The organism is Hymenobacter amundsenii (assembly GCF_002204745.1).
In the GTDB taxonomy this organism is placed as follows: Bacteria; Bacteroidota; Bacteroidia; order Cytophagales; family Hymenobacteraceae; genus Hymenobacter; species Hymenobacter amundsenii.
Genome location: NZ_NIRR01000047.1, coordinates 1 through 23943, shown reverse-complemented (window position 1 = coordinate 23943; position 23943 = coordinate 1). Strand labels below are relative to the sequence as shown.

Sequence of the window (23943 nt, the reverse complement as noted above, 5' to 3'; positions counted from 1 at the left end):
AGTACTAAAAGTGTCTCTGCGTGTCGTAAAGGGCTTCCAATGCGTTGAGGTGCTTTTGATAAACCGCGTTTCGGCGCACCAGTGCATAACAGGCTCTAGAGGTGTTCGATTCAATCCTTACCGCGCGCGGCCTTACGCTGGCCCAGGTGCAGGCGGTACAATTGCAACGCTACCAGGCCCATGGCGGTTTCGAAACTCAGCTGCAACTTGATTGGGTAGAAGAGAAGGTTATCGGACCTTATGTGTTGGAAGGGTGACGGGTCGGGTTAGACATCGTAAGTAACAATTACGATGTCTAAAGTAGATATCGGTGAAAGCGGATTTAGGTTAGCTGGCACTTTCAGTAAGACTCTTTTATTAAACCTTGTCAGCCGCTTATAAGCCAAGCTCCTTGGCCGAGTTGTGCTGGCGCACGTTATCCAACCGAGTATAGCGGCGGATCATGGCACTGGTCTTATGCTTTGTCTGGTTCATGACTTTGGAGTCATCGGCCCCATTGAGCTTAGACACCGTCACGAAGGAAGCTCGCAAGGAGTGGGCAGTAAACTGCGCCCCCAAGTACTGCTGCACAATCAGGTTGGTGTACTTAGTCGTCATGCGCCGGCTTGTTACTTGGTGGTTCTTGCGTAATGACACAAATACCGGTCCCTCAGTACGGCCCAGCATCCGCAGCCAGGCTTGCAGTGACCGGATCGGACATAAGGCAGAATCTGGCGAGTAGAAGACAGCTTTCTCTTCGGCCTGCCCCAGCTGGTTGGTTTTACTTTGCGGCAGCGTTACCACCAAACCATCGTCGTCAAAGGCCAAGTCTTCGATATTGAGGGCTTCGAGCTCCGAACGGCGAAAGGCCCCCGTAAAGCCCAGCAGCAGCAGGGCCCGGTTGCGCAGCCCGGCCGGCACGCTGACGTCGATACTTTTGATGGTACGCTTGAAGCGGTCCAGCGAAAACGCCGGTGCTTGCTTTTGGCGGGTCTTGATTTCGCGGGCAATGCCCTTGAGCAGCACCTTGAGCTTTTTATCGGCCGTGGGCGACTCCAGCCCGGCCAACTCGTGGGCCTTGGCGATGGCCGCGGCGTGCCGCTCGATGGTGGCGTACTTTTTCCCCGCGTCGGCCAGCTCCGTCAGAAATCCCACCAGCGCTTCGATTGGTGCTGGCAAGGCCGCGAGCTGGTGCAGCGCGCACCAGGCTGAGAAGCGCTTCCAGTCCCCGGCGTAGGCGCGCACCGTGTTGGCCGCCCCGCGCAAGCCGGACTCGACGTAGCGCTGGGTGGATTCGACCAGGTGGGCGGGCACCTGGGCCGCGGGTGACGATGCCACGACGGGCAACTGGTTTTCGGTAGCCATACAATTAAGGAGTAGCGAAGCGAAAATTACGGGGTTTCGCTGCTCTAAGATAAGGAACGATAAGTAAACCTTATCAGTCCTTATGACGAACTACTAATAAGGTATAGCAGGTAAGATTTATCGGACCTTATCCATGGATGAGTAGATAGGTTCCGATGCTCCGATAAGTAAAGCTTATCATAAGTTAAAAACAAACATGCAATCAGTCGGACTAGCTGGTCAGTGCAGACTTGTCTTGGTACGCCACCAGTAGCAAGGGTAACTAATCTGGATTTATACCGCGTGTTGGCCGAGGAGGCGCGGCAGAATTCGCCCCCCTACCCCTGCGGCGACTGCTAACGCTTTGCACCCGCCGGTGACCTCATTTCACATTACCGGTAGAACCGGGGAAAGCGGGGTATCGCTGCCCTGCCTTCTACCCGACGCTCTACGCTCTACTTCCTTCCCCTAGATGTCCAGCTCCCCCTCCCCCACTACCCCGCCTGCCGCTTCGCCCCGGCATTTTACGGATCTGCTGCGCCACGGCCGCTACCGCTTCACCGAGCGCAAGCTGATGCAACATCCGGACATGAGCTACCGCATCATCAGGTAACGTGAGGCAAACCCTTCCACCCGCATGGTTGCTGAGCTGATGCGGGCCGCGGATTTGATTACCGGGCCCGTGCAGGACATCATAGCCGTGGTTTTGACAGAGGTGCAGGCTGGCAATCGCCCCCCGGCAGGAGCTGACTAGGATTAAATTGTGTCAAGTTTTTACACGTAAAAACTTGACACAATTTGTATCTTTACCTTCCGAGTAGTTCTGTTTGCAATGCCCCAATCCATCATGCAGCGAGTCCGCCGGCAAGTCGAGGCCTTTACGCCAGGTGAGCTGCTGACGTATACCGATCTGGTGACGGAATCCGCTCAGTTCGGTGCGGTGGCTGCGGCACTGAGCCGCCTTTGTCGGGAGGGCATCGTAATCCGCTACGCCAAAGGACAGTATTACCGGCCCCAGACGACCCGCTTTGGCCCGCTTGGGCCATCGGAAGGAGCCATCATGCGCACACTCACCGCCGAAGACGGGGTGGTATCAGCCTACGCTGCCGGTGTGGCGCTCTACAACCAACTATGTCTTACCACCCAAGTGCCGGCAACCGTGAAAGTGACGGCCCCCAGGCCCCGGCGCACTCGCTTGAAGTGGGTCACCTTCGTGGTACGCCCGGCCCCGGAGAGGGCCAGTGACGTGCCCCTGCTGCAGTGGCTGGAAGTGCTGCGGGACCTGCGCCGCATCCCCGACACCAGCCCCGATGAGGTACTGGCCCGGGTGCAGCGCGAAATCACCCGCCTTGCCCCGGCCGGCCGGCGGCGCCTCACGGAGTTGGCCGCGGCCCAGTCCCCACCCCGGGCCCGCGCCGTACTGGGCGCACTGTTGGAGCGGCTAACCGATTCCAAAGGCGCGGCCACGTTGCGCGCCACCCTTAATCCCTTAACTACCTACCGCTTAAGCATCAGTGCCGCTGCTTTGCCCAACCGCGCCGCGTGGAACATCAAATGACCTTGCATCAGAGCCCGGAGTTCGGGCAGATACTATTGGCCACCTCCCAGGGCCTGGGCTTGAGATAGTCTTGTTGAGCGAGACAGAATAGGATTTTTTGTAAAACATATCGAATGACCAAACCTGTACTTCAGCTCAGGTAGTGCCATTGTTTATCTTTTGCATGGCCCAACTCCCCAAATACAGACGCTTGATACGGTCAAAACTGCTCCTAAAAATAGGGCCACGTAAAATAGAGAACTGCCCCTTGCAGCAGCGTCAGCGCTAGAGTGATGCCCCAGAAAGCGGCTTTGCGGTTTTTATGGTGCAGCAACAAGATAGCCGCCCACGCGCCAAGCGCTGCGCCAGGCAGCGTAGCGAGGTGCAGCGTTTTTTCGGCAATGCGCCACTGTTTCTGTTGAGCTTTCCGTTTATCCAAAGCGAAGAGCAAGAAACACACTGCATTGACGAACAACAGGCAACTCAAGAGTATTTTCATGGTGCGGGAGGCGGGCCCTCCTGAGTAGGCTGTCCAGGGTTTCGGCCTAAATAGTCGCTACACTGGGCTGAACCGGTTGGGTGAGTTCAAAAGGGGCGAGTTGGTCCTTGCTTTATCTCAGACTGATAGGTAGTAACCATAATAAAGACGGAGTTTATTGGGGGCATTAGGTGTCTGCCCTGCGCCAAGCTGATACGAGCGTGGCCATCGTGGGGGGCTTCCAACATACCGCGACTGCTTTATCCCCCTCCCCCACTGCCTACTCCTTAGGGATCGGCCGCAGCAAGTCGGGGTCTTGACGCGCAAAGAATTCACTTAGCGCCCGGTCAAGTAGAAGCCGCTCGTTACGCCGGCTCCAAAAAGCCAGGCGACTTAGTTGCTCTTTGTGAGTGGCGGTAATACGTTGGCCAAAGGCGACTAGCTTCTCCCCTGCTTCCGGCATTGGTGAAGCAGCCGTGGGGGCAACAGTAACTGACGGGGCGGCGACCGACTGCATCAGCATATCTGCCATACTTTGCGTGGGCTTTTTCATAGAGCGTTTAGAATGGCTTGGGTAAGGAGCTGGTAATCTTGCGCAGCGCGGCTGTTGGGTTCGTATGCACAAACGCTTTGCTGCATCGCCTGCGACATTGGTACCGCCATATCCTTGCGGATATGGGGCAATAGTGCCTCATCGCCGTAGATACGGCGCGTAGCTTCCACCGTGCCGTGGTTTAGCGCGCCGCGCTGGTTGGGATGGTAGGCAGTGAAGAAGATGCCGGCCATGGTCAGTTTTTCATTCAGGTTCTCCCGCACAACACCAGCGGCTCGCACCATGTCGTGAAGTCCGTCGAAGGCCAGCTGTTCGGCTTGGCAGGGTATGACGTACACGTCAGCCGCTGTCAGGGCTAAACTGGTAAGATCCCCCAACGAAGGCGGGCAGTCAATTACTACGTAAGCGTAGCCGCTGAGCTGTGGTAGCAGCCGGCGTAGCAGACCATGATATCCGGGAATCCGTTGGAGCCGTGACTCTTGGCTCAGCAGTTGAATTGAAGCAGGCAGCAGGTCTAAATCCGTCTGCTTGGTTTCGACGATTATTTCTTCCAGCGTAGCCTCCCCTAGCAGTACAGAAAGCAGTGTGTGGCCCCGATAGCCACGCTGATGCAGCACGGCCGTGAGGTTGCCCGCCTGCGGGTCTAAGTCTAAAGCGAGTACAGCGTGGCCTTGGCGAGCAAGCTCACCAGCAATCGCCGCTGCAGAAGCTGTTTTTCCAACACCTCCCTTATTGTTAGCGACAGCAATGACCCGTGGATTTGGCGATGATGTATTTGAAAGAGACATAGCTAGCAGGAATTTCAGTGCTAGTCGTGCTAGCACTTCTTGCGATTGTTTTGATGCAAGATATACTATGCTCTCAATTATAGCTAGTGCCTCTATTAAAAATATCTACGATATCATATGTGATACTGCTGTTTTAACTGGTTAATCAGCAGCGCTATCGTTTCTGATGTAATGGCTAACGTCTTCTAAAGAAGCAGTAGAAAATCTTTAAATCAGTTAGTTTGCTAGAGCTACAAGCGTATATTTAAATGCGAGTAGTGCAAGCGCTATAACTATTTCAAGTGATGCAAGCAATGAAATTGATGAAAGTAATGCTAGCATTACTTGTGATCATATCAGCGGGAAAGGAGGTTGGCAGTAGCGGCTTGACCAAGGGTAACTGAGCCAATAGTGAGCGAATTGAACTGCCTGCAAAACACGCCCTACAACGCCTATTCAATCAATTGCAATCTCGTTCAGCGTGATCCAATCATGAACCAAATATCCGTCGTTATGGCCCCACAGGTACCGATTTTCTTCAACTCGCTCAGGTAATGTGTGGCAATGAGTTTGCTCAACCCCAATTGTTGCTGCACCAACGTGTTCATATTACTGTCGTGCAGTGCGGCATACAGTAGTACCGGGATTGGTTTTATGAGCACGCTCTGTTGCTGCCAATGAGCTGTTAAGCACTCAGCGAAGGGTAGGGGAAGCGCAAGAGTAAGAACAGGTATTCACGCTAGAGCCGGCTCGCTAGATTTTGGCAGGGGCGGAGCGCCTCAGAAAATGGGCAATGAGAAGCGGGATGCTGCTGAATGGGCAAGGCACCCAAGTGCGAGGGTGCAAACAGCGGTGATGGCTACTTACAACGGCTTACGCTGTTGCGTCAGGCACTGGCAGGCTGACCGAGGGAACATCTGGTTTGAGCAGGCGTAGTACCGTGGTTTTATGAAAGCTCTTCCCGCGCCGCGTGCAATAGCCGTGGGCATTCAACTCGTCGGCAATAGCCAGCAGGGTCAAGCCCTCCCGGCGGAGCAGGGAGGCGAGGCGCCGGGCCTGTTTGTTGGGTATCGCCTCCTGGGCATTGCGCTGTACTGTGGCCCGGCCCAAGGCCCGGGAGTCCGCCGTGAAGTTATCCGGATTGCCCAAAGTAAATCCGCGAGCCTTTTTGGCTAGCAAACCCCGCTTCGTTGACTCGGAAATATCCTTGGCTCCCTTTTGCGCGACGGCCGCCAAGATGTTAATAGTGAACTCGTCGGCATTGGGAATGTCGCACGCCTTAAAGCGCACGCGCTCCTCCATCAGCTTGGAAGTGAAGTAGACGCTGCGGGCCAAGCGCGACATTTCCGCCACCAGTAGCGTAGCACCAGCCTGGCGGGTTTCGACAATAGCCCTAGCCATTTCCGGTCTGTTGTTCTTGCGCCCGCTCTCTACCTCGATGTACTCGGAGAGAATCCGGTCGCCGGGTTGCAGGAACCGATGCGCAATCAGGCGCTGGCCTTCGAGGCCCAGGCCACTTTGGCCTTGTCGGAGCGTCGAGGCGCGCAAGTAGAGAACGTAGTCCATACCAGATAGTGAGAAACAGTAAATGCGAGCTTGAAGCTACAAAGTTACATCTTAACAACGACCGTTTTTAAGATGTAACTTTCTGTTAAGAAGTAATTTTATATCTGCCAACCTGTCGCTTCGAGTTTATGAAAGAGACATTACCCCGTTAGAAGCCTTCCTTTTTATACTGTGGCCCATAACTAGTGGGTGAGCACCATGTAGATTTACAGGGGAGCATTGTTGACTCCATTCACGCGCGATATGTAAATATGGACAGGCAGCAGATTCCAGCGCTCGTTGACGGGGTAAAGTGTGAAGCCCTCAATGGCTGTATTTGGGGAAAGGGGAAAGGGGCAAGGTGACCAGCCATATGGTTAGCTCACGTAGCTTGTTGTTCATAGAACGCCTTTCGTAGCCGGATGAGCAGCTGCTCGACCGCTTCTTTGTTGGGGGCTTCGGGCAGTGTCGAGGTGGCAAAGCTCGCTTTTACTTGGGCTACCAGCTGTTCGGCATTGGCCACCAGTTCATCGTACTCGAACTCGCCGCGGCGGATTTGCAGCAGAAACTCCCGGTTGGGGCGGCGCACGTGGAGTTGACCGGTTTCAGCAATTTCGCCCGCCATCTGCAGCAGCCGGAATACGTGCAGCATGTTTTTGGCGTCGTAGTTTTTGCCGTGCTGCACCGTGTTCTGGTGGCGCTCGGCGTTGCGCTTGGCTACCCAGTCGTGGTACTCGCGGAAAACGCGGCAGTAGGTGCTGTAGCCGTTGCGGTTGAAGGACAGGTAGGCAACGGGCACTTCTCCTTTGGGTACAGCCGAAAGCAGTATATCCTGGGAAACCTCCGGGTCGCGCACCAGCCCGCGGTAGCCGTGCTGGCGTTCGGGCGTCGCGTCTATGAACAAGGCGTACAGGTTCGTCAGGTGGGGCACTTTAGCCAGGCCACATTGCGCGGCCTCGTAACCCTGGCGGGACAGCCAGGCCGCAATGGGCTGGGCCCCGGCGCCCACGGTGACGTAGCAGAAGTCCAGCACCGATTTACGGGCCGGCGGCTCGGGGTGGTTGATTTTCTTGTTCAGGCCCTTGGCCTTGCGGATTTGTGCGACGGCATATTCGGCAAAGCTTTGGCGGCAGAGTTTGGAGAGGAAGTCGCGCGCCTGAAACCGGGCAAATAACGGGTGCTGATACACGATGCAGTCGGCCGGGGTGCCCAGCAGCTCCAGCACCGTGGGGTTGTTTTTGAGCAGTAGCTCCACGAAGCGACGCAGCTCGTAGAACACCTCGTCGTTGGTTTCGTTGGCCACCTGCGGCACGTAGTTCAGGCCAAAGAACCGGTCTTCCGGCAGGATAAACACGCCTTTCAGGTCGGTATCCGAATGGGGTAGATTCGTGCCGTAGGCCCGGCTGCCGCTCACGGCTTCGAAGAGAATCAGGTGCTGCTCGCGCAGGTCGGCAATAGTCATAAGCGAATGTAGCGCGGTTTAGTCTGTTACCCGCACCCCCAGCGCCCACGGCGGCCCCGCCGGGCGGCAGCCGGTACCCAGGTCAGCGACACCAGCCTCCTTTTACGCCGGGAAAGCGGCGGACAACAGCTGCCCAAACAAAGTATCCAGCTCGCCGGCCGCGCTGCCCGCCCGAATTACCGGCAGCGACTCCCGCGCCGCCTGGCCCGCCACCAACTCGGCCCGCAAAAACGCCGTCAGTGCTTCCGACCGCGCTGTTACCGTTTTTTCGTTTGCCCCGGCCTTGCGCCGCAGCAGCTCGTCCACTTCGGCCTCCAGGGCCGGGGGCAACAGCGCCCGCAGCGGCGCGAACTCCATGGGCGGTACCGTCTGCCGCTCCCGAATCCAGCGCGCCGCCAGTGCCGAGCGCAAAGCGTAGAACAGCCGCTTCAGGCGCACGTCCTCGCCCGTCAGGTCCTGCTCCACGCCCCGCCGCAACTGGCCCAGGTAATGGTGCAGGCCGGCCTTGAGGTTGAACGTGGCCGGGAGCAGCGGCGCCAGTTGGGCCCGAAAATCCAGGGCCTCGTGGTAGACTACTGGCGACTGCAACCACTCGAACAGGGCGGCATTGGAGCCGCGCAATAGCCGCAGGGCCTTGCGCAGCTCCCAGCCGGCCAGGTCCAGCTCGTCGTCTACCGGGAAGTTGAGCGTGTCGGGGCCCTCGTCCAGCGTGAGGTACCAGGCGGCCGGGTGGCAGTAGATGAAGCGCACGTCGTAGTCTGAATCGGGCGAGGGAAAGCCCCAGGCCCGGCTGCCCGACTCGCAGGCGTAGAGGATGCGAATGTTGTGGGTGGCTTCAAGCTGGCGGAGGGCAGTTTGGATGCGGGCAAGCATAACTAACTATGAGCTTAAGAATACAGGCAGATACGTTTTACAAGCGCGGGTCGACGGCCTCGCTCTCCAGGGCCAGCACGCCAAACACGCACTGATGCACCCGGCGCAGCGGCTCTCCGGCCACGAACCGCTCCAGCCCTTCTACTCCCAGGGCAAACTCGCGCAGGGCCAGGTTGCGCTTGGCTTTCACGTTGCGCTGCTTGAGCCGTTCGATGTTGCCGGGCAGCAGGTAGTCGGGGCCGTAGATGATGCACAGGTACTCGCGGCCCCGGCACTTGAGTGCCGGCTGCAGCAGGCCCTTGCGGTTACTGGCCACGAAGTCGTAGGGCTTCACCACCATGCCTTCGCCGCCGGCCGCAGTCAGCTCGGTCCACCACTGGATGGCGGCTTCCACTTCGGCCGGGTCGTTTAGCGGCACTACCCGGTAGGGCGTGGCGCGCAATAAACCCGGGTCGGCGAGGGCGAGCGTGCGCAGCGTTTCCATGTGCCAAGCATGGTCGCGGTCGAAGTAGGTCTGGCCCTCGGTGGCCAGCAGATGGAACGGGGCCAGGCGCAGGTCGTCGAGCCCATTAACGGGCCAGCAGTAGCGGCGGTAGGCCTCGGCATAGTCGGTGGCCGCCGCGCGGCGGGCCATGGTGCGGGCCAGCAGCGCCTCGACTCCGTCCAGCTCGCGGGTGGCGGCCTGCGTCAGCACGGCCTCTACCTGGGGCAGGGCCGCGTTGGCGGCGGCCGCTACGGCCGCGTACTGGTTCTTGATTAGCTCCTGGGCCTTGGCCGACCAGGGCAGCAGCTCGGCATCGAGGCACACCCAGTCGGTGTTGAACTTGTCCCAGAAGCCGGCGGTGGTCAGCGCATCGCGCAGTCGGGCCAGGAAGGCCATTTCCAACTCGGGGTCGGTGAAGAAATTGCGGCCGGTGCGGGTGTAGCATTTGCCGATGCCCTCGCCCACCAGCCCTAGCCGGCGCCGGATGGCTTCCTCATCTTTACCGATTACTACCACTACCCGGCTGCCCATGTGCTTCTCCTCGCACACTACGCGCTCCACACCCAGCTGCTTGTAGTAGGCCAGGGCCTCGGCAGGGTGCTCCAGAAGGTCGGGTAGATCAGACGTTTCGGTGGGCGACATGGTGGGCGGCAGGTAGAGCAGCCACTTGGGGTGCAGGGCGAAGCGCGACATCACCTCCAGGGCGGCCACGGCGTTTTCCTCCCGAATGGTGACCCCGCGCATCAGTCGGGTTTCGATGAACTGCTTGCCCGTCACGTCGCGAATGTCGAGCAGGTCGTCGTGTTGCTGTTGCCCGCTCAGGTCGCCTTCGCCGGCAAGTACCTCGGGCTGCAAGGCGGCCGCGCGGTAGTTTAGGGGGCGCGCCGGCTCGCAGTACACCTGGGCGGCGGGCACGGTTACCAACTCCCGCTCGGGGTAGCGCAGGGCCGTCAGGCGGCCGCCGAACACGCAGCCCGTGTCAATATCAATGGTGTTGTTGAGCCATTCGGGGTCGGGCACCGGCGTGTGGCCATAGACCACCAGGGCCCGGCCTCGGTATTCGCGGGCCCACTCGTAGCGCACGGGCAGCCCGAAATCGTCAATCTCACCGGTGCTTTCGCCAAACAGCGCAAACGCCCGCACGGCCCCCGAGCCGCGGCCCTGCATGTCTTCGGTGAGGCCCGCGTGGGCCACGACCAGCTTGCCGCCGTCGAGCACGTAGTGGCTCACCAGCCCGTCGAGGAACTGGCGCACCTGCCCCCCGAAGGCCGCGGGCTCGCTCTCGAGCTGGGCCAGCGTTTCGGCCAGGCCGTGGTTGGCGGTTACTTTCTTGCCGTTGAGGTGGCGCAGCAGCTTGATGTCGTGGTTGCCGGGCACGCACAGCGCCGAACCGTCCCGTACCATGCTCATCACTAGGCGCAGCACCTGCGGCGAGGCGGGGCCGCGGTCCACCAAATCGCCTAGGAACACGGCCCGCCGGCCGGCCGGGGCAGTTACCCGCACGCCCAGGTCGCGGACGTCTGCCATCGGCTCGGCCTCTACCTGGTAGCCGAGATGGCCGAGCAGCGTCAGCAGCTCGTCGTAGCAGCCGTGCACGTCGCCGATGATATCGAAAGGGCCGGTTTCGTCCTGGCGGTTGTTGTAGAGCCGGTCGCGCACGATGCTTTGCACCGCGTCGACTTCTTCCACCCCGCGCAGGTGGTGGATGTGGCGGAAGCCTTCCTGCTTGAGGTTGCGCAGGCTTTTACGCAGGTCCTGGCGGTGGCGGGCCACGACGTGGGGGCCCATGTGCTTACGATCCGGCCGTAAGGCATTGCGCTGGTGGGCGACGGAATCGGGTACGTCGAGCACGATGGCGACGGGCAGCACGTGGTACTGGCGGGCCAGCGCGATGAGCGGCTTGCGCCCCTCGGCCTGCACGTTGGTGGCATCGACGACGGTAAGCAGCCCGCGCTTGAGACGCTTGGCCACCAGGTAGTGCAGCAGCTCAAAGGCATCCTGGCTGGCCGACTGGTCGTTCTCGTCATCGGCCACCAGCCCCCGGCAGGCATCCGACGAGACGATTTCGGTAGGCTTGAACAGGCGCCGCGCAAACGTGGACTTGCCGGCACCCGTGCTGCCAATGAGGATGATAAGGGAGAGTTCGGGGAGCTTGATGGTATCTTGGGGCATTGGTAAACTGTGATAGTTCGCTCAAATGATAAAAAGGTATTTCAGTGCTTTCGCGCAGCTGCTCGTCGTGGGAAGCCTGACCAATGGTTGCGCACGTGGTGTTAATCCATCAAATTCATCTGCCCCGTCTCCATCAGCGGTTAGGCCGACGAATTCAGACGACCTAAGAGCCTTCATTATAAAAGGCTCCCAACCGGGTGGCAAACTGGATTTCTTCACCCCCATCAAAGGCCACGAGTATGACGGTGCCCAAATAAAGCCTGGTGTGTATTCCACCCTTGGCCATATTGCCTTGTACAAATGGGGTCGGGCAGTGAATGAGCTGGGAGTTAAAAATGTGGAGGAAGCTTATTCCATAATTTCAGAGCTTAGAAACCAGGCAGTAGGTCAACGTGATAAAGACTACATTAAAGAAGGGTTTAATAAAGAGTAGATAAATAGCCTAGGCCACGTCAAACACCGCCATCTGCGACGGGGCGCCCACGCCTGCCACTTCCTCGCCCATGCTTTCCAGGCGGAGCTGGTAGCCGTGGCGCTCGGCCACGCCGGCGGCCCAGGCGGCAAACTCGGCGCGGGTCCACTCGAAGCGGTGGTCGGTGTGGCGGAACTCGCCGGCGTTGAGCTTCTCGAAAAGCTGGTTGTAGTCGGCGTTGGGGCTGGTGACGAATACGTGCGCCGGCCGGGCCTGCCCGAACACGACGCCCTCCAATGCCGCCAGGCGGTTTTCGTCGAGGTGCTCAATCACTTCCACCAGCGCCGCCGCATCGAAGCCAGCCAGGCGCTCGTCGCGGTAGAGCAATGAGCCCTGGATGAGGTCGAGGCGGGCGCGCTGGCGCGGGGGCATCTCGTCGAGGTGCAGGCGCTGGGCCGCCCGGCTCAGGGCCTGGTGGGATACGTCCATGCCTAGGATGAACTCGATTTTGGGCTGGCGCAGCAGTAGGCGCAAAAGCTTACCCTCCCCGCAGCCCAGGTCGAGCACGCGCTTGGGGCCGAGCTGGTAGATTTCGTCAGCCACTTGCTGCAGCCGCTGGTCGTGCAGGGAGAGTTTGGGCTCCGGGCTGTCGGCAGCCACCGTCTCGGCTGTTACGGGCGCGGTTATGGCGCTGGCATCGACCGGCTCCGCTTCCAGGGTGGGCTCTGCTCCTTCTTCGTCTTCCAGCAGCCGCTTGAGCGTGGGGTTGACGTAGGCGGCCAGATAGCGCAGGTAGCGGCGGGTGATGAAGTCGCGCTCGGGGTGCTGGGGCAGCCAGTCGGCGCCCTTGCGCAGCAGCTTTTCGGCTTCGTTTTCGCCGACGTAGTAGTGCTTGTCGTTGTCGAGCACCGGCAGCAATACGTAGAGGTGGGTCAGCACGTCCTGCAGGCGCAGGCCCGCGTGGCGCAGCTGCAGGGTGTAGTAGCGGCTGTCGCCCCACTCGGGCCTGGTGGGGTCGAGCGGGGTGGTTTCGAGCTGCACATCATACCCCAGGGGCTCGAAGAGGCGGCGGGGCCAGTCGGGCCCGGGGGCCGACACCACAGCCACCTTTACCTCCAGGGGCAGGGCCTGCTCGGGTAGGTTCGGGCGGTCTTTGCAGGTGCCGTTCATGGCCGTGCCGAAGGCTTTGCTCAGCGCGGCGCTCAGGAAGGACGAGGCCACGTAGGGCCGGTCGTTGACGTACTGTTCGAGCGCGAATCCGTCGCCGGAGGAGCCGGCCCGGCCGCGGACCAGGCCCACGGGGTCGAGGTCGAGTAGCAGCGCGGCGGTGCAACGCTCGGCCGTGGCTTCGGGGTAAAAGATGTGGGCCTGCCCACCGGCTATTTCCAGGCTTTGCAGACGGGCCGGGTTCTTATGAAGCAAATAGCCCAGGTCGGTGGCGGGCGAATACGTAGTGGTGATGGTTAGCAGCATCGGGTAGAATAAACGGCGGCGGAAAGCCAAATGTAGGCTGGCTGGTTGATTGTTGCACCGGTCTGAAATAATGACGGCTACGATAATCGTTCGGAGCCCTTTTCCGAGCCAGGGTGTAGCGAACTGCCCGGGGCGGCCGATGACGAATCCATACTGGCGGTGGGGCGCACGGGTAGTTGGTTCCTTAAGCGAGTGCACTGGGAAAAGCCACGCAAAACAACCTTTCAAGCGGAAGGAGCAGGAAGGCAACGCCTTGGCAGAAGTTAATGAGAGCTCGTCGTCTTAAGCAAGGCTTATTCGACGACGACACGCAGGGTTTGTGGGGGCGCGTTGTCAGTTTCTATGGTGAGCAGATAACTGCCTGCGGCTACATTGCCAAGGTTGAGGCGGGTCAGGCGGCTGGCGGACTGCGTTAGCACCGGTTGGCCGAGGGTGGTTGTGAGTTTGAGCGTGGCGCGAACTGGCAGCCCCTCGACGGTCAGCCATTGGCCAGCGGGGTTGGGGTAGACCTGATAGGCAGCCTGGTAGGCTTTGTGCCGGCCCAGCGTAACGGCTAACGTTCGACGCAGCACCAGGGACCCATTGTACGAACCGTTGCCCAGTTGGCCCAGGTTATAATAATTGGTCGGGTCAGGCCCTGGTGCGCGCTCCGCTCCGCCGGCGTACACACTGCCGTCGGCCCCAATAGCCAGCGTATGCACATGACCGCCGGATACCTGCGCCCAGACACCGTTAGTGGCCTCACGTGTGGGGGCGAGGGGTACGGTCTGCGTGTTATTTACCAGCTGGCCGTACACATTTTCACCCCAGGTCCACAACGAACCGTCGGTCAGGATAGCGGTAGCGTGCGCCACGCCGGCATGCACCTGCCGCCAGCCAGTGCCGGGGGCGGCATTGGCCGGCAACGGCAGCGGCACTGGCTGCAGCGTCGACGTATGCTGAGCCAGCAAGCCGTCCACATTCCAGCCCCAACCATAAAGCGTACCGGTGGAAAGCAGCCCCAGCGAAAATAGCCGGCCTGCCGTTGCCTGAACCCAGTATGCTCCCGCGGGAGCGTCAGCCGGCACGGGCACCGCAACGGGACTGTGGCGGCGCGTCTGCGTTCCATCGCCGACTTCTCCGTCCTGGTTTACCCCCCAGCCCCATAGGGTCCCGTCGGAGCGGAGCGCCAGCATGTGGTAGTGCCCGATACTTACCTGGGTCCAGCGGGTACCAGGGCCATCGCCGGGAGCTACCACCTGCTGGGGCGTATCGTACCAGGTACCGCTTATGCTGGCCGGGTACCTGCCCCACTGCCAGAGCGTGCCATCGGTCTGAATACCCAGCGAGGACAGGCTCCCGGCCGCGCATTGCAGCCAGCGGGCGCCGGCTGGTGCTACCACCGGTATCGGGCGCGAAGAGGAACTCCGACCGATGTCTGACCCTAACTGGCCGTAGCCGTTGTTGCCCCAGGCCCACAGGCTGCCGTTAGAGGTAATGGCCAACGCGTGCGAGCCACCGCATGCTACCTGAGTCCAGGTGCTGCCTGGGGGCAATCCGTTGGGTAGCGCGACTTGCCGGGGAGTCGCAATACGGGTCGATGTTGGGTCGCCGATGCCTAGCTCCCCATCCCAGTTGGAGCCCCAGGCCCATAAGGTGCCATCGGCCCGCAGGGCCATCGACTTAAACCCGCCGGCACTGACCTGAATATAAGGCGAGGTCTGCTGCGCAAAGGCGCTGCTCGTTAGCATGCTGATGGGCATAACCAAGGCAAGGCGGCCCAGTAGGCGGATCATCAGCGGAATAAACGGACGCATAGCGGCAGGAGTGGATTAGGTCGTCAAAAATAGAAATTATCCAATCCGCATCGTATCATTTTTTCAATCTGCGAAATGCGCTCAAATGGGTAGACCGCTTACATGCAGACCCTCCAGAGGCAAGAGGTGGGAAATAGCCTGCTTGTTTATCCCGTTTAGCTAACAATTAGCAACTCTTCCAGCCGGGTGGTGTAGGCGGGGGTGCGGTGCTCGGCGCGACCGAGCCAGGGGGCGGGCTGGCCGGCCGGGAGGGGCCGGTGGGGCGGCCGAACTGAAGGTTTTGAGGGTTCCAGCTACGATGTGGGTTATTGGTAGCCAGTCACGACTCTTCCGGCGCCAAACGTCAAGTGACGATACCGGTGGCAGCGCATTGCGGGAGGCCCTGAGCACGGTATCTGACGAGCCACTGCACTTCTGCTGCAGGGGGTGGGCTTGCCCCGCTAGCAGGCTCGTTATGCCAGGTAAAACAGACCAAACTCACTGGTCGATTTGCAAGCTGCGGGGAGAAATATACCCACTTCAAGGTATTGTAAAGGGCTAGCACGGCGTGGTATCTTGGCTATACGAGGCAGGCACAGCCGATTGACCTGTGGTAGGCGGCTTGCTCTTCGCCTGGTAGGGCAGCACCGGCTTCGGCTCGGGCTGCTAGTGCTAATATGCTGCTCAGGCAACCACAGCTTTGCCCATTTCACCTCCACCCCTTGCGTGATGACACAGCTCTCCCCCGGTAAAACTCACCTTCTGCTGCCCCGCAACCAAGTGAAGCGGATGCCCCCCTGCCGGTTCAATTTTGACAGTCCCGCCGGCACCCATATGTGCTCCGAGGTGCCCGGCGACACGGGCATCCAAGCGCTTACCACAGGCGCAGGCGGGGCATCATACCTTCCTTACAGACTCTCTCAAAATGACGCGGGATAAGGGCGGGCAATCCGGCTTAAATAAGGTCGAAGGCCCGCGCATACAAGCCCAGCTCAAATGTTGAGCTCGCACTCAGCTTGTGACGCAGGTTGCGGCGGTGGGTAGAGGCCGTATGCTCGGAAATGCAGAGCTCCTCCGCTATTTCAGGCGCGCTCTTACCCAATGCCAGCAGCCGCAGGATGCACCGCTCACGCTTGGAGAGGGTGGCAAACAAGGCGGAGTGCTGGCGCAGGAACTGATTCTCCTCCAGCAGGCGCTGTACCTTGGTGGCGAAGTGGTTGTCGGGGTGCAGCGGAATGGCCAGCCCCATGACCAAGAGCGGATTGCCCTGGCCGTCTGCCAGCAGGCGGCGCATAGAGGTCAGATAGTAGCTCCAGCCGGGGCGCTCAGTTGTGCGCACTTCCTGGTAAAACGTATGTACCTCGGGCACTTCGGTTTCATACATCAGCCCAAATACCCGGGCCATGTATTCATCCGATTCGACCGCATTGAAATACGTAGGCGAGAATCTAGGCCCCAGCGCAGTAAGCTCCTCCAACGTGGCCCCCAGTAGTTGCAGGCCCCACTCCGACAGATAGCGCACCGTTTGCGTGGGCACATGGTGAATGATTACAACGGCCGGATACTGGTCGGCAGTGGCGGCTATTTCGGCTATTTTCTGCGCAATGAGGGCCTCTTCATCGTTCGACATACGCGCTGCAGTGGGTGGGAAGTGAGAAGAGAACAACCAAGAATAGTTGTTGCAATATATCATTCGCCACGCCAAAACAATATGGCAATTATGCTATGCCACAGTCAGCTGAAGCCTGTGTCTTAGAAGGCTACCCCTCAGGCCTATCCATCACCTATGAACCCAATTAGCCCGAGCAGCCCGCTGAACCGTCGTCAGGCCTAGCCCACCACCAGCAGGTCTTCGAGGCGGGTGGTGTAGGCGGGGCTGCGGTGCTCGGCGCGGCCGAGCCAGGGGGCGGGCTGGCCAGCGGCAGCCGGCGGGGGCACGCTGGCGGCGGGTCGCACGGTGCCGCGGCCGAACTGGCGGTTGAGCGCGTCGAGGCTGACCATGAGCTGCTGGGCGCGGGCATTGTGGGCAAGGGTGGGTACGGCGCTGGCGGCAGGGGCAAACAGGCTGAGCTGCTGGCCGCGGCCGGGAGGCTCCAGGCCGTCGAGCACGACGCCGGCTTTGACGTAGCGGCGGCCGGGCTCGTGGAGCTTGGCCAGCAGGTGGCGGGCGTAGGTGAGCAGCTGGAGCGTATCGGCGGTGGGGCCGGCGGGCAGGGTGAGTGTGGCCGAGCGGGTGTAAGGCGGCGGCAGGCGGGTGTCGTAGCGGTCCTGGCTGATAAAGACCGTCAGGATGTGGGCCTGGTCGTGCTGGGCGCGCAGCTTTTCGGCGGCCCGGCTCAGGTAGGTGCTGACGGCGCCCCAGAGGTCGTCGAAGGCGGTCAGGCGCTGACCGAAGGAGCGGGAGCAGCTGATGCTTTGGCGGGCGAGGGTGCCGTCTTCGGACGGGTGGAGGCCCTGGCAGGGCTGGCCGCGCAGCTCCTGGACGAGCCGCCAGCCCACGACGCCCCCGAGGTGCTGGCGGGCCCAGGCCTCGGAAATGCCGGCCAGTTGCCAGGCCGTGGTGAGGCCCTGGGCCTGGAGTTTGGCGGCGTACTGGCGGCCGATGCCCCAGACGTCGGCGGCGGGCAGTGCGCGCAGGGCCCGTTCGCGGCGGGCTTCGGTATCGAGCCGCAGGATGCCCTGCAGTTCGGGGTACTTTTTGGCCAGGCGGTTGGCGACCTTGGCCAGCGTTTTAATGGGGCCCAGGCCCACGCAGGTGGGAATGCCGGTGCAGGCCAGCACATCCTGCCGGATGCGGTGGGCGCGGGCGTCGAGCGTGCCGCAGAAGGTGGTCAGGCCGTGCAGGTCGAGGAAGGCTTCGTCGATGCTGTAGACTTCGACGCCCGGCACGTGGTCGGCGAGGCGGGCCATGACGCGCCGGGACATGTCCCCGTAGAGCGGGTAGTTGGAGCTGAGCACGTGGCCCTGGTGGCGACGCAGCAGGTCGCGTACCTCGAAGAAGGGAGCACCCATGGGAATACCAAGTTGCTTGGCTTCAGCGGAGCGGCTTACAACGTTGCCATCGTTGTTGGACAGTACCACGACGGGACGGCCTTCGAGGCGGGGCTGGAAGACCCGCTCGCAGGAAACGTAGAAGTTATTACCGTCGACGAGACCGTACATGGGTAGTGAGCTAGGAGCTGACAGCTGCTGGCTGTTAGCTTTCGTTCTGGTGTGGGTGGCTTGAACTGGCGCTAGCAGCTAATGGCTCTCCGCTACCAAGTCAAACGCTCAGTCGCGGCTGCGGAGCAGGGCCGTGAGCTTGCCGGGAATGAGCTCGTGGACGACGTGGGTGACGACGCCCCAGATGCGCAGGTTTTCGGGTTCCGTGATGGGGTAATCGGGGTAGGCAGGGTTTTCGGCCTGTAGCCACCAGTTGGAACCCCGGCGTACCAGGCGCTTGACGGTGCATTCGCCCTCGATAACGGCCACAACGATGTGGTTGTGGTCGGCTTCGATGTGCTTGTCGACGGCTAACAGGTCGCCGGCGTGGATTTCAGCGCCCTGCATGCTCTCGCCCGACACGCGGATCAGGTAAGTAGCCTCCGGATGGCGGAAGAGCAGGCGGTTAAGGTCGAAAAGCTCCTCCAGCTCATCGGATGCCGGGGAGGGGAAGCCGCAGGGAACCAGCGAGGCGTATACCGGCAGCCAGAGCGTGGTAATGGGCGTACCCACGTCGATTAATTCGATGGTAGTCATAGCGTGAAACCGGCTGAGCCAGCTGCACAATACTACTAATTTATTTAGTAAATTGTTTATTGAGTCCCTGCCTATCTACTTTACAGCGTATCTCAGATAAGGCATTAAGATACAGCAGAACGCTATTAAAAATCACTTTATGCCTTGTTAGCCCCCTGAGCTACGAGCTAAAATTAATGGTAAAATATCTACTGGCTATTGGCTAAGTGCCCCAAACTGACTTCACTAGGCGAAGTGCTACATTACCATGATTAGCAAGCTGGCAAATGCGAGCTACAGCCCTCCGGAAACCTGTATCAGGGGTCGCAGCACGACAGTAGGAACGGAAAACAACGGTAGGGAGCGCTGGCTGGTTGAGTTGGGGTCCACCCGGATTCGTGGCGGGCGGGGCGTCTCAGCAAACGACCGTTTTAGGCAGAAAAAGCTGTCAAGATTTCTTAGGACGAGACATGTCATCTGCTCGACCAGCCGCTCGAACTTTAAAGCAGTTGCCATTGTGCGAAGCGTTGGTCGAGCAGGGTATGAAATTGCTCCTGGAGCTGTTCGGGCACAAAGCTGCCAGTGATAAACGTGTGCCAAGCTGACTTGGCCTCTGCAAAGCGCGTGAACATGCGCGTCACCACTTTCTCGTCGATCCCCGCGCGTTGCGTGGCCTGCCGAAAGTCTACCTGCCGCAACCGCTTCTTTTTGCCATTGAGCGTCAGGGCCAGCTCCTCGGTATCCGCCGGGTTGACCAGCACGGTGGCCACCAGATCATAGGCCGGGGCCAGGCCGTAGCCCAGGCCGGGCGTGTGCAAGAGCGAGAAGTTCTTCAGGTGCATATCGGCATTGCCGGTCAGGAAACAGAAAAGCACCAGCTCGTAGAAGTTAACCACGTCCAGGCCGGGATTGGCCGAGTATTTCAGCAAGGCTTTGGCGACCTGTTCGTGGGAGCCATCGTACTTGTTTTCGGTCAGCCGCTCGGTGAGCTGGCACATGTCTTCCATGGCTAGCTTATGCCCTTTCTGCCGGTCAATGCGGCGCGTCACGTAGGCCAGCGCGTCGCCTTGCAGGCGCAACAGTCCGTGAGGAACCGTCGCCAGGCCGGCGAGTCGGGCTAGGTGCATCGTCAGGTCTTCCACTTCCGGTAAGTGGGGGTAGTGGGTGGTCGGCGGCTTGAGAATGTACTCGCCTCCCAGCGCCCCGACGATGGTAAAGCGGCTGGGCTGGCCGGTGGCGGTAGCGGCGGGGGCCAGACTTAGCGAGAGTTTGGGTTGTACGCCGGTCACCGTGATGTGCTGGCGCACCACCTCTTCGGCCAGGGAGAGCAGCTCGGCTTCACTGTAGGGAAATGCGGGCGCAACCGCCCGGCCGAATAGCTTGCGGCTACAGCCGGGATGATAAGCCCGCTCATCGCCAGCAGGCAAGGGCTGGTAGCAGTACAGGCAGCGGCTCATCGCTCGTCGCCCGTTTCGAGTGGCTGAATACTGACCGAGCCAATGCAGTCGCGGCAGCAGGCCAGCAGCAGCCCCATCCGGTCGCGGGTCTGCAGTTTCCAGTTGCGCTCAGCTACTTCCAGCAGCCAGCCCTCGGGAATCAGCCCGTCAAAAAAGGGGAACAGCACCCGCTCCACATACGGCACCGGGCGTAAGGGCAGCGTCAGGCTCACGGGCTCCGCCTGCGGGCTGAGCAGGTAGGCGGGCAAGTAGGCAAAGTGGTAACCCTGCTCGTCCTGGGTGAGGTGACCGGCCAGGTGCTCGCGGACATACACGGCGGCCTTTCTCATAGCTGTTGCACCAGCAGGGTGCGGTCGAGGGGAGCAGGGACCATTTCGTGGCCGAAAAGGCGGAGTACCTGGTTGACTTTATCCAGCCGGAGCGTGGGTTTGCCCTGCTCTAATTCACGCACGAAGCGCAGCCCGACACCGGCTTTAGCCGCCATCTCGGGCTGGGACAAGTGCAACAGCTTACGCCGCTGCTTGACAAACATAGCAAGGGGAGATAGCATATCCGTACCCTATCGGGTATATTAATGAGCAGAATATCGGATTTTATCCCCGATCGGGTGCAAATATGGCTATTTATCCGCTAATAGTACCTGAACGGGTATATAATATGAGTAAAAACCAGTTCGGTAATTCTCAACTAAGTAGCTACCTGTTCCGACGTCTCCTCGCCGCTCAACTGAGTAGCTAGACCGTATGTGCAAAGCTTGACAAGCTGGAAAATAGTAACCGCAGCCTTCCAGAAACCGGTATCAGAAGCTGCGGCTGAAGTACAAGATGCGGAAGATGTAAGCAGTCTATAGTAGTATAAAAAAGTGCGTTTTTGAAGCGGAAATAAACCATTTTTTACTTTTAAGATTCGGTCTTATATGATAATGCGCAAACCTTGGTACTATAAGTTAATTGGAGAAAGCACCTTAAGCTATCTGTTTAACGATAGCACTATTTAGGCTTTCTCATATGCATCACAAGCCTTCTTGACTTGAGTGAACTCTTTCTTCAGTCTGGCCCAAAGAACGGCTGGTGGGTTATCTAATTTATCCCAATCAGCATTTACGGCAGACATTGTATCCCGGAGCTTAGTATACTTTACGTCATCAGCACCGATGGCATCTTTCATTATCATAAGCTGCCATGAAGCAAAGGACCACTTCTTTCGCAACGAGTTCAGAATTGTAGCAGCCTTATCCATAGATGGTGAATCCTTGCTCGCGGATACTACCATGTCGATGGGCGGTTTGATTTCCGGATTCAGGCCAAGGGAGAGCTGGCGAGGAACAAGGATATCAGCTCTGGGGATTTCGAAATGGATACCGGTAACCTTTCGACCTGTCTTGATCGGATTCCACGCTACCATAAACCCAACTTCTTTGGAGGTGAATTCCTTCATTATTGGCTCCAAGACGTAGCGCTTGAAATCGGCAAAAACCGGATAAATGAACTCATCATTGAACAAGATATACTTCAACGATTCCAACGTTGGCGCGTACTCATGCTTCCCATATTGGTAACTCTTCAGTAACCAGTAAAACCGCTGGGCGTTCGGCGTCTTTAAAGTCAGCAGAGTTTCAATGTCGGCGCTAGTGAAATTACCAGCCTTGGTTAACTGTAGAAGATAGGGTTTAATAAGCGGAGCGAAGTTTCCAGTAACATAACCAGTACCAGTATCCAGAGATATATCGGATACGATACGAGTGAGGATAAATGAGCCCTTCTTATTACTTCCTTCGACCGGCTCCAAGTTTAGCTCCTTGTCGAACAAGTCACGACAAGCCTGCTTTAGATTAGCATACGCAGAACCACCACGTTCACCATGGAGGATAGCATCGATATGAATCCGGATGGGGGGAAGTTCATCATTGGATTGATGGATGCACCTTAAAGCTTCGACAAAGACACGAGCTTCGGTCTGGCCCATCTTCATCTGAGTGCGGATAAGATGGTTGTGCTGAAACACAATAGTGTTCTCCGTCTTAGTCGGATTCATAAGCAAATGAGCTAGTTAAAGCTCGAAGATATGAATCATGGAATAACTTTCAAACCCTTCCATGATTCAACGGCATTCTCTTCCATAGTTACCGGCATTGCCTTCCATAGTTACCGGCATTGCCTTCCATAGTTAAACGGCATTGCCTTCCATAGTTACCGGCATTGCCTTCCATAGTTAGCCTCATATATATTTGTTTATCAAATAGTTGTGGACTCCTAAGAATAGAAGAGAAAGAAAAGAAAGAAGAAACCGAAGAAGGGTTTCGGATTTTTAGTTTATTTCTTCTTTTAAAAGCATCTACAGTGGGTAAATGCCTTAAGAGGGCTAGGAATGGCCAAAATCCCTGCTCTCCGAGACTTTCGGATCACGATAGGTACAACGGTAGTAAGTGGTTCTAATCGTTCAGCAGGGCCTCTAAACACGAAGCAAGTATCAATGGCCGAATCGTGTATGTACATGTGTTAATTCTGCGTACCGGCATTTCCTTCCATAGTTCAGAGTGTGTGGCACCGGCATTTCCTTCCATAGTTCAGAGTAAAATTCTCTGTCAGAGTATCTTAACGGCAGCAGATTGAAATATCAGATAGGCCGTTTTACTGAATAGGGTCATCTAACTATGGAAGAAAATGCCGGTGGATAGTTAAGGGTAACAAGGGAGAATCAAAAAGGGGGGGGGCAGGCGTATTGGGTTGCTATCAAGCGAGTTTCTCATAATCACTACCGAAAGGACCATTCACCTGCGAGCGGCAGGGGGCTACCTTGGCTACGCCACACTTTTTGATAGTCCTCAAAATTGTAAGGCAAATTTTGGGGACCATTGAAAGATGGGCCGCCTCAAAATTGGGCATCGACTTAAAATTGGAGCGAAGGGAAAAAGGCGGCTCGGGTGAAAAGTGGAGAAGAGGAAAAAAATGGCCAGCGTAAAAAACGGAACGACTCGAAAATTAGGGAAGGCTGGAGTTAGGGGAGGAGCGAGGAGGCGGGCGGGTTGGTTTTAGGTGGCCGGGATAGAAGTTGGTGGCGGCTGGTTACGGTCGGAAGTGCTGGAGCAGGGAGAGAGTGAAGAACCAGATAGCGCAAATGTTGGACCTGGAAGAGTTGGAGGGGGCAGTCGAAAAATGAGAAACTGTGGAAAGGGTGGACGATCTTGAAATGGAATCAGACGGAAGGTTGGGGGAGTGATTGGCGAGGGAATTGAGGTTTGGTGGAAGGAGGACAGAACGAATGAGAAGGAGCTGGCCAAGGAGCGCACAACCGAGGAACAAGTGCAGTCGGTGGAGGTCGAGGAAAGGCGGGCTGACGCAATTTTGTAGAGAGTGGAGAGACAACCAGCTTGGAAGCAGTAAAATTATCGGCTGCGAATTTTGAGAAGATGGCTGAAAATCGGGCGATGTGAAAACAGGGCCAGCGTCAAATACTCAGGGTAGTTCGAAAAAGCAGGCAAACGAAAAAGAGCCAGTCGTAAGGAAGCAGACCAAGTAGAGAAGTGGCGGAATTGTGTGGGAGTAGCCAGGAGTAGCGAGAGGAAAAGCAACCGCAATGGAGAGAAATTATACCAGCCAAAACAGGAGCGACGGGAAGAAGGGCCAGCGTAAAAAAAACGAAACCACTCCACAGGAAAAGAGCGGTGACGGGTATAGAGTGAGCGATGGAGGCAAAGAGCAGCTGGACATATTTTGGGACGAATGGCAAAAACAGTAGAAGCGGATTTTGGTGAGGCGCTGATAAACGGACAAGGCAAACTTTGAGGGCCATCGAAAAAAAGGATGAAGCCGAAAGTGAGGTGGTCTAGGCAAGACGGACAGAAGAAGGACGTATATTTCTTCTGTTATGGCAACAAAATCAAGCGGGACGTCGCCCGACAAACGGCGTAAATAC

21 protein-coding genes are annotated in these 23943 nt (G+C 58.4%); 3 read left to right on the top strand and 18 right to left on the bottom strand.

Translation table 11 applies throughout. The annotated features are described in order from the left end of the window. Window positions 1-375: 375 nt before the first annotated feature. Window positions 376-1344 carry a tyrosine-type recombinase/integrase gene (locus CDA63_RS18020; RefSeq protein ID WP_088465855.1) on the bottom strand — a complete coding sequence of 323 codons (969 nt, stop codon included), beginning with the start codon at window positions 1342-1344 and terminating at the stop codon, window positions 376-378. Window positions 1345-1795: 451 nt separating this feature from the next. Between CDA63_RS18020 and CDA63_RS20965 the strand changes: the two genes are divergently transcribed. Together CDA63_RS20965 and CDA63_RS18015 are read left to right on the top strand one after the other, a co-directional pair. Beyond that, on the top strand, window positions 1796-1936 hold the full coding sequence (locus CDA63_RS20965; protein WP_165768377.1) for a hypothetical protein: 141 nt from the start codon (window positions 1796-1798) through the stop codon (window positions 1934-1936). A gap of 219 nt (window positions 1937-2155) precedes the next feature. Next, the gene (locus CDA63_RS18015; RefSeq protein ID WP_088465854.1) at window positions 2156-2881 is read left to right on the top strand and encodes a DUF6088 family protein; all 726 of its coding nucleotides are present in this window, start codon (window positions 2156-2158) and stop codon (window positions 2879-2881) included. Between the two features lie 211 nt (window positions 2882-3092). Here CDA63_RS18015 and CDA63_RS18010 read toward each other — a convergent pair whose 3' ends face one another. From CDA63_RS18010 to CDA63_RS17980, 7 genes are all read right to left on the bottom strand, one after another. Then, window positions 3093-3359 (bottom strand): DUF1294 domain-containing protein, encoded by a 267-nt coding sequence (locus CDA63_RS18010; RefSeq protein WP_088465853.1) that lies wholly within the window; start codon window positions 3357-3359, stop codon window positions 3093-3095. A gap of 259 nt (window positions 3360-3618) precedes the next feature. Further along, complete coding sequence (locus tag CDA63_RS18005) at window positions 3619-3891, bottom strand: hypothetical protein (RefSeq protein ID WP_088465852.1); 273 nt, start codon at window positions 3889-3891, stop codon at window positions 3619-3621. Then, window positions 3888-4679: a ParA family protein gene (locus tag CDA63_RS18000; protein ID WP_088465851.1), complete on the bottom strand. Its 792-nt coding sequence runs from the start codon at window positions 4677-4679 to the stop codon at window positions 3888-3890. Before CDA63_RS18000 ends, CDA63_RS18005 begins: the two co-directional genes overlap by 4 nt. Before the next feature lie 852 nt (window positions 4680-5531). Then, window positions 5532-6224 carry a recombinase family protein gene (locus tag CDA63_RS17995; protein WP_088465850.1) on the bottom strand — a complete coding sequence of 231 codons (693 nt, stop codon included), beginning with the start codon at window positions 6222-6224 and terminating at the stop codon, window positions 5532-5534. A gap of 361 nt (window positions 6225-6585) precedes the next feature. Then, window positions 6586-7665: a nucleotidyltransferase domain-containing protein gene (locus CDA63_RS17990; RefSeq protein WP_088465849.1), complete on the bottom strand. Its 1080-nt coding sequence runs from the start codon at window positions 7663-7665 to the stop codon at window positions 6586-6588. A gap of 102 nt (window positions 7666-7767) precedes the next feature. Continuing rightward, window positions 7768-8538: a nucleotidyltransferase domain-containing protein gene (locus tag CDA63_RS17985; RefSeq protein ID WP_088465848.1), complete on the bottom strand. Its 771-nt coding sequence runs from the start codon at window positions 8536-8538 to the stop codon at window positions 7768-7770. A 37-nt stretch (window positions 8539-8575) separates the two neighbouring features. Beyond that, window positions 8576-11194, bottom strand: coding sequence for a polynucleotide kinase-phosphatase (locus CDA63_RS17980; RefSeq protein ID WP_088465847.1), 2619 nt, complete (start codon window positions 11192-11194; stop codon window positions 8576-8578). A gap of 67 nt (window positions 11195-11261) precedes the next feature. Between CDA63_RS17980 and CDA63_RS17975 the strand changes: the two genes are divergently transcribed. After that, entirely contained in the window at window positions 11262-11627 is a 366-nt protein-coding gene (locus tag CDA63_RS17975) for a hypothetical protein (RefSeq protein ID WP_126546930.1), read from the top strand. Between the two features lie 9 nt (window positions 11628-11636). Here the strand turns inward: CDA63_RS17975 and CDA63_RS17970 are convergent, their stop codons facing one another. The 10 genes from CDA63_RS17970 to CDA63_RS17925 all read right to left on the bottom strand — a co-directional run bounded on the left by CDA63_RS17970 (window position 11637) and on the right by CDA63_RS17925 (window position 22062). Beyond that, window positions 11637-13079 (bottom strand): 3' terminal RNA ribose 2'-O-methyltransferase Hen1, encoded by a 1443-nt coding sequence (locus CDA63_RS17970; RefSeq protein ID WP_088465845.1) that lies wholly within the window; start codon window positions 13077-13079, stop codon window positions 11637-11639. Between the two features lie 293 nt (window positions 13080-13372). Further along, window positions 13373-14875: an RCC1 domain-containing protein gene (locus tag CDA63_RS17965; protein ID WP_088465844.1), complete on the bottom strand. Its 1503-nt coding sequence runs from the start codon at window positions 14873-14875 to the stop codon at window positions 13373-13375. Window positions 14876-15030: 155 nt separating this feature from the next. Next, the gene (locus tag CDA63_RS21920) at window positions 15031-15168 is read right to left on the bottom strand and encodes a DUF4113 domain-containing protein (RefSeq protein ID WP_088465856.1); all 138 of its coding nucleotides are present in this window, start codon (window positions 15166-15168) and stop codon (window positions 15031-15033) included. 641 nt (window positions 15169-15809) lie between these two features. Continuing rightward, window positions 15810-16484 (bottom strand): response regulator transcription factor, encoded by a 675-nt coding sequence (locus CDA63_RS17955; RefSeq protein ID WP_165768376.1) that lies wholly within the window; start codon window positions 16482-16484, stop codon window positions 15810-15812. Between the two features lie 200 nt (window positions 16485-16684). Next, the gene (locus CDA63_RS17950) at window positions 16685-18016 is read right to left on the bottom strand and encodes a Y-family DNA polymerase (protein WP_088465842.1); all 1332 of its coding nucleotides are present in this window, start codon (window positions 18014-18016) and stop codon (window positions 16685-16687) included. Between the two features lie 108 nt (window positions 18017-18124). Then, window positions 18125-18592, bottom strand: a complete 468-nt coding sequence (locus CDA63_RS17945) for a LexA family protein (RefSeq protein ID WP_088465841.1) — start codon at window positions 18590-18592, stop codon at window positions 18125-18127. A 479-nt stretch (window positions 18593-19071) separates the two neighbouring features. Continuing rightward, window positions 19072-19998: a HipA domain-containing protein gene (locus tag CDA63_RS17940; protein WP_317044071.1), complete on the bottom strand. Its 927-nt coding sequence runs from the start codon at window positions 19996-19998 to the stop codon at window positions 19072-19074. Window positions 19999-20024: 26 nt separating this feature from the next. Next, window positions 20025-20357 carry a HipA N-terminal domain-containing protein gene (locus CDA63_RS17935; protein WP_088465839.1) on the bottom strand — a complete coding sequence of 111 codons (333 nt, stop codon included), beginning with the start codon at window positions 20355-20357 and terminating at the stop codon, window positions 20025-20027. Further along, window positions 20354-20578 carry a helix-turn-helix transcriptional regulator gene (locus tag CDA63_RS17930; protein ID WP_088465838.1) on the bottom strand — a complete coding sequence of 75 codons (225 nt, stop codon included), beginning with the start codon at window positions 20576-20578 and terminating at the stop codon, window positions 20354-20356. The genes CDA63_RS17935 and CDA63_RS17930 overlap by 4 nt, the downstream gene beginning before the upstream one ends. Before the next feature lie 443 nt (window positions 20579-21021). Beyond that, a complete protein-coding gene (locus CDA63_RS17925) occupies window positions 21022-22062 on the bottom strand; it encodes a replication initiation protein (RefSeq protein WP_088465837.1) in 1041 nt (346 codons plus the stop codon). Between the last annotated feature and the right edge of the window lie 1881 nt (window positions 22063-23943).

Bases quoted from the DNA above. Each gene is read 5' to 3' on its own strand.
- CDA63_RS17930 (WP_088465838.1), bottom strand. From the start codon at position 20,578: ATGCTATCTCCCCTTGCTATGTTTGTCAAGCAGCGGCGTAAGCTGTTG.
- CDA63_RS17925 (WP_088465837.1), bottom strand. From the start codon at position 22,062: ATGAATCCGACTAAGACGGAGAACACTATTGTGTTTCAGCACAACCAT.
- CDA63_RS20965 (WP_165768377.1), top strand. From the start codon at position 1,796: ATGTCCAGCTCCCCCTCCCCCACTACCCCGCCTGCCGCTTCGCCCCGG.
- CDA63_RS17945 (WP_088465841.1), bottom strand. From the start codon at position 18,592: ATGACTACCATCGAATTAATCGACGTGGGTACGCCCATTACCACGCTC.
- CDA63_RS18010 (WP_088465853.1), bottom strand. From the start codon at position 3,359: ATGAAAATACTCTTGAGTTGCCTGTTGTTCGTCAATGCAGTGTGTTTC.
- CDA63_RS17990 (WP_088465849.1), bottom strand. From the start codon at position 7,665: ATGACTATTGCCGACCTGCGCGAGCAGCACCTGATTCTCTTCGAAGCC.
- CDA63_RS17980 (WP_088465847.1), bottom strand. From the start codon at position 11,194: ATGCCCCAAGATACCATCAAGCTCCCCGAACTCTCCCTTATCATCCTC.
- CDA63_RS17955 (WP_165768376.1), bottom strand. From the start codon at position 16,484: ATGTCGAACGATGAAGAGGCCCTCATTGCGCAGAAAATAGCCGAAATA.
- CDA63_RS17965 (WP_088465844.1), bottom strand. From the start codon at position 14,875: ATGCGTCCGTTTATTCCGCTGATGATCCGCCTACTGGGCCGCCTTGCC.
- CDA63_RS17935 (WP_088465839.1), bottom strand. From the start codon at position 20,357: ATGAGAAAGGCCGCCGTGTATGTCCGCGAGCACCTGGCCGGTCACCTC.
- CDA63_RS18000 (WP_088465851.1), bottom strand. From the start codon at position 4,679: ATGTCTCTTTCAAATACATCATCGCCAAATCCACGGGTCATTGCTGTC.
- CDA63_RS17985 (WP_088465848.1), bottom strand. From the start codon at position 8,538: ATGCTTGCCCGCATCCAAACTGCCCTCCGCCAGCTTGAAGCCACCCAC.
- CDA63_RS17995 (WP_088465850.1), bottom strand. From the start codon at position 6,224: ATGGACTACGTTCTCTACTTGCGCGCCTCGACGCTCCGACAAGGCCAA.
- CDA63_RS18015 (WP_088465854.1), top strand. From the start codon at position 2,156: ATGCCCCAATCCATCATGCAGCGAGTCCGCCGGCAAGTCGAGGCCTTT.
- CDA63_RS18005 (WP_088465852.1), bottom strand. From the start codon at position 3,891: ATGAAAAAGCCCACGCAAAGTATGGCAGATATGCTGATGCAGTCGGTC.
- CDA63_RS17950 (WP_088465842.1), bottom strand. From the start codon at position 18,016: ATGTACGGTCTCGTCGACGGTAATAACTTCTACGTTTCCTGCGAGCGG.
- CDA63_RS18020 (WP_088465855.1), bottom strand. From the start codon at position 1,344: ATGGCTACCGAAAACCAGTTGCCCGTCGTGGCATCGTCACCCGCGGCC.
- CDA63_RS17970 (WP_088465845.1), bottom strand. From the start codon at position 13,079: ATGCTGCTAACCATCACCACTACGTATTCGCCCGCCACCGACCTGGGC.